1 protein-coding gene and 1 pseudogene are annotated in these 1,571 nt (G+C 38.2%); both read right to left on the bottom strand.

What is annotated here, in order from left to right; all coding sequences use genetic code 11:
• Positions 1 to 146 (bottom strand): annotated as a pseudogene (locus HCZ42_RS21655) (bifunctional diaminohydroxyphosphoribosylaminopyrimidine deaminase/5-amino-6-(5-phosphoribosylamino)uracil reductase RibD); the annotation flags it as partial.
• Positions 147 to 289: 143 nt separating this feature from the next.
• Entirely contained in the window at positions 290 to 1,312 is a 1,023-nt protein-coding gene (locus tag HCZ42_RS21645) for a hypothetical protein (RefSeq protein WP_167422726.1), read from the bottom strand.
• Positions 1,313 to 1,571 lie beyond the last annotated feature (259 nt).

Genomic DNA, 1,571 nt, shown 5'->3' with positions numbered 1-1,571 from the left:
TGGTTTCCACCAATAGCCTGTGTATAGCCCTCAGAAACCACCGTATCATCTTTGACTAGTACGCAACCAACAGGTGGATTTGGAATACAATTAGGTAAGGCATTTCGAGAGATTTCTAATGCTCTCAACATATGTTTCTCTGGCATTTTTCCGCATTCCTTGCTCTGGCATATAACGCCCAATTAAGGTGTGAGGCACGCAATACCGATGCCGCCGCATACCGCCTTAATCACTAAAACCAACGCATAGTAAAAATGCCACGCGTGCCGAATCACTCTTAAATTGTTTGTTAGCTCACATTCCCCTGCGATTTAGGAATTAACTTGTGAATATTTCCAAGTAACCCATTTAATTGAGCTACGCCAATAGTATCACCTTTAGTTTCTGAACTATCTTTTTTAGAAGGTGATGTAAATATAACCTTTGATGCCTCGGATAGAATTTGATCTTTAACATCATTTTCAACGGCTAAGCCACCATAGTTTGGCAGTGATGTTGCGACAGCAGCTTTATGCGCATATTCTTCTTCAAGATCTCGTTCTTTTTTATACTGCAAAAAAGACAAAAGGAATATCGAATAAATTGGTACCAACGCGCCAATTCTAAGTCCTATCGTCGACCAGACTACTCCTGATACACCATTTTTGCCTTTTTCTAATGCGTCTAATACCTCAGTTGAAGAAAATACTCCTACAATAGACCAGACGATAGCTATAGTCGCAATAATGCTTACTGCTGCGGTAGCGATAGAAACATTAAACCAACGCTTTTGGTTTTCATGTAATGCTTCTTTTCTATCTGAAAATGATTTAGAAAGTGAGCCAGCTACAGCAGGCTCAATAAGACTATTGACACTTGCTTTAATTAATTCAATTTCACTCTTATTCGAAAGAATTTTAGTTAGCTCGTCATCAATTATCTTTGACCGCTCTTCAATGTCTTGACCTAATACAGCTTCGTAACGTAACCCCCACTGCTGAATGTGAGTTCTTAAAGCTTCTACATGTTGGAATGAAGCATGGAAATGTTGCTGAGCTTTATTTGTATTGAAAGCATTTAATTGATTAAAAGTATTCGTAATTTGACCATTTAGACCACTAATTATGTTGAAAGGGCAACTTAATAGAACTCCATCTTCATATAAAGAGTCTAAGACTTTGATCATATCATTAAACGAATCTACGAAATCTTCAAACGACATGTTTTGCCATGGTTGAAGATTCCCCGGATTAGATAGCAAGTTAGATTGATCTAATCCCTTTATATTTTCGAATACTAACTTCCCTTGATTTACTAATACTTCCCTACTCATCGTCATTCCTTTACTGAAGTTTATTTATGTGAGCTAACGCCGCATTAAGGGGTGAACAACGCAAACCACCCTACCTAAAACATTGTGCCGTAAACACTTAAGCTAATTCAAACCAAAACTGCCAAGCGTTGTGAATCCCTCTTGAATGCTTTGTTAGTTGCCAAACCTAAAGCGTTGATTTTAAGTCTATTGCCGCTTTGCCAACACTGGCTTTATGTACTTTGAAAGACTCAAATCAGGCGCAGTTTCAAAGCACCTG

This window comes from Vibrio hepatarius (genome assembly GCF_011806575.1).
In the GTDB taxonomy this organism is placed as follows: domain Bacteria; phylum Pseudomonadota; class Gammaproteobacteria; order Enterobacterales; family Vibrionaceae; genus Vibrio; species Vibrio hepatarius_A.
The sequence above is the reverse complement of the archived record's forward strand: the minus strand, read 5'-3'. Positions and strand labels throughout refer to the sequence as shown.

Excerpts from the sequence above, each read along its gene's own strand:
- HCZ42_RS21645 (WP_167422726.1), bottom strand. The coding sequence starts at position 1,312 with ATGAGTAGGGAAGTATTAGTAAATCAAGGGAAGTTAGTATTCGAAAAT.